This is a genomic window from Planktotalea sp., assembly GCF_049680325.1.
Classification (GTDB): domain Bacteria; phylum Pseudomonadota; class Alphaproteobacteria; order Rhodobacterales; family Rhodobacteraceae; genus Planktotalea.
This window is the reverse complement of sequence record NZ_JBAUHO010000036.1, coordinates 1-2,767: the sequence shown is the minus strand read 5'-3', so window position 1 is coordinate 2,767 and position 2,767 is coordinate 1. Positions and strand designations below refer to the sequence as shown.

Sequence of the window (2,767 nt, the reverse complement as noted above, 5' to 3'; positions counted from 1 at the left end):
ATACGTTGTAGAGCTGGACGACAAACTCTGCTTATTGGTGGTCAATACAGTTCACGGCTCAGTGCAATTTACTGCCGATTCTGGAGATGCCGACGCAAACGTGCCTAGCTTGAACGATGTGGATTCTTGCCTAATGGCGACGGGGAAAGATGTTGACCATTTATCGGCTTGGTTAGTGCCTGCACCTCGGCTGCTAGAGCATATTAAGAAAGAGCACGAAAAGTGGCTCGCGGAAAAACCTGAGCATAGCAGAAATAATCGAATGCGCACGGTCAAGCCGCTCGACGTGCATTTCGCCGACTGCAAGTTTGACCTGCAGCAGGCCCAAAAAGTGTCGGCAAACACGATTACTCCTGAACAGGCGCGCCGAGGCTTGGCGGCGCATTTCGACGTGGATCCATCCAAAATCCGCATAAGTGTGGACGTATAAAAAAGTAAAAGCATCGTGCGCACGGCAGCGCCCTTGCGCTGTCACACGTGCGCCGTTTGTTTAAGCTTCCAATTCCAGAGACGTGAACAGCTTCCCATCGCGATACCAACCCGTAATCAAAAAACCGAACTCGTGAACTTCCGGGAACGCATCGGCCCAATCGCGGAACCGGTCGTTCGTGACAATCTTCGCGCGGAAATCTCTGGCAGCCGTTAAGATATACTTGTCTGCGATAGTGCCTTTGGGGACCACCATTATGCGGTCTTCGGGAATTCCCAGCAAGCGACTGAATGCGTCATCGTGCCAGTATTTCCCCTGAAGCCTGTGGCCCGCGCTTGCATCAAACATGACACCCGCCGTGTAACCGAGCTGTGTCAGATGCGCGAGGACATCGCGCACCGGTTGGATATTTGGCTCATTATCGATCCAGTGCATCACGTTGGATCCATCCACGATGACCCAGTTCTGCGCATTGATTTCCTCTTCCCTCGGAGGTTTGACTTTGTGCAGATCGACGCGTTGCACACGTTTCGGGCGATGCGTTGGCGATGGTCTTAGCCTTTGGACAGGCGTTTGATCGCCGCCAAGCCATCCACGCCAGATCAACCAAAGGCTGGCGATGCTACACGGGATGCCTAACAAAAGCAGATCCGACCAGGCAGGGAACAGATATCCAAGGCCGGTAACACATGCGGAAACTGCAAACAAAATCAATGGTGTCTTCATATTCCATGCGTAAGCAATGGCTGAATCAGCGTCAATCCTGCACGCATAAGATGTGCAAATTGTCGCGACCTCTGGACATGAGCATGCTTTGCAAGCACCAGTGAAGGGTTCAAATTTTTTCAAGAGACGACCTATGCCCTCTCGCCCTTTATGGCTAACGCTCGCGCCACTTATCTTTTTGCTGTTATGGGCATTCGGCTATTCGGTGGCGAAAGTCGGCTTGTTATATACCGATCCGATGACGTTGCTTGCGCTACGATTTGGCAGCGTGGTGCTCATCATGGCGGTCCTTTTCGCGATCCTGCGCCCCCCCCTGCCCAAAACACGCGCCGATTGGGTGCATCTGGCCTTTGTCGGGTTTCTCATTCAGGCTGTCTACTTTGGTTTTTGTTACTACGCGTTTGCGTCAGGCATTGGCGCTGGAACGCTGGCGCTGTTGATGTCCTTTCAACCAATCATTGTAGCGCTCGCGGCGCCGCTATGGACAAGCGAAGTGATCGGCGCTCGCGCGTGGATCGGTCTTGGGCTTGGCTTGCTGGGCGCAGTGCTGGTTATTGGTGCACGCTCGACAATAGAACCGCCGAGTTGGCTCGGGCTTGGGTTTGCTGCAATTGCTTTGCTCGGCATTAGCGGTGGCTCGCTCTGGGAAAAGAAGTTTGGCCTTAGCCACCATCCCGTCACCGCCAATCTGATTGGCTATGGTGCCGGCTTTGTCGGCATTTTGCCTGCGTTGGCGTTGCAGGGCGATTTCCATGTCGAATGGACTGGCGCGTTCATCGCATCGCTCGCCTATCTGGTGATCGGCAATTCGGTCATCGCCGTCGGATTATTGCTTGCGATGATCCGCGCGGGGGATGTGAGCCGTGTCTCGGCGCTGTTCTTCATGGTACCGCCCTTGGCCGCTTTGGCGGCGTGGATGGTGCTGGGTGAAATCATGCCGCCGATGGCATGGGTCGGGCTCGCTATCGCATCGTTGGGCGTCTATCTGGCAACGCGAAAGCCGCGCGATGTTTGAGCGTTATGCGATATATTATACGTTCGACGGCTTGGCGGGTAAGCTTGGCGCGTGCTGGCTGGGCTGGGATATTGCGTCGGGACGCGGCGCCGAACAACCCGCCGTTGAGGGCGTAGATATGACGCAAGCTACGTCGCGACCGCGCCCCTATGGCTTTCACGCAACGATCAAGGCCCCGTTTTATCTGGCGCAGGGCCGGTCCGAAGCCGAGCTGAAAGCGGATTTTGGGGCCTTGTGTAAACAAAGCCCAGAAGTTCAATGTGGGCACCTGTCGCTTTCGCGCATTGGACGTTTCCTCGCGCTGACGGTTGAAGACGACCGGTACGTTAGTGCGCTCGCCTGCCAAGCTGTGCGCGCATTGGACGTGTACCGCGCGCCGCTTTGCGCAGAGGATCTCGCCCGTCGTGCCAAAGCCCGCCTAAGCGAACAGCAGCGCGCACATTTGCTGCAATGGGGCTATCCCTATGTGATGGATGATTTCCAGTTCCATGTGACCCTGACCGGGTCACTGAATGACGCGAAGATCGAACAAGTCACAGCGGCGGGGATGCTGCATTTTGCGCCGCTCCTTGCAGACCCTTTCAACATCACACACC

At 55.5% G+C, this 2,767-nt stretch carries 4 protein-coding genes; 3 read left to right on the top strand and 1 reads right to left on the bottom strand.

The window, feature by feature from the left end; genetic code table 11:
• Positions 1 to 430, top strand: a 430-nt coding sequence (locus tag WBC85_RS01800) for a hypothetical protein (RefSeq protein ID WP_424432973.1), incomplete at its 5' end; no start/stop codon positions are given.
• A gap of 60 nt (positions 431 to 490) precedes the next feature.
• Here the strand turns inward: WBC85_RS01800 and WBC85_RS01795 are convergent.
• Positions 491 to 1,156: an NYN domain-containing protein gene (locus tag WBC85_RS01795; protein ID WP_424432972.1), complete on the bottom strand. Its 666-nt coding sequence runs from the start codon at positions 1,154 to 1,156 to the stop codon at positions 491 to 493.
• Positions 1,157 to 1,289: 133 nt separating this feature from the next.
• On the opposite strand from WBC85_RS01795, the gene WBC85_RS01790 reads away from it, so the two are divergent.
• Both WBC85_RS01790 and WBC85_RS01785 read left to right on the top strand, forming a co-directional pair.
• On the top strand, positions 1,290 to 2,171 hold the full coding sequence (locus WBC85_RS01790) for a DMT family transporter (protein WP_424432971.1): 882 nt from the start codon (positions 1,290 to 1,292) through the stop codon (positions 2,169 to 2,171).
• Positions 2,164 to 2,767 (top strand): DUF1045 domain-containing protein (locus WBC85_RS01785; RefSeq protein ID WP_424432970.1); only part of this gene is annotated, 604 nt, incomplete at its 3' end. The genes WBC85_RS01790 and WBC85_RS01785, both read left to right, overlap by 8 nt.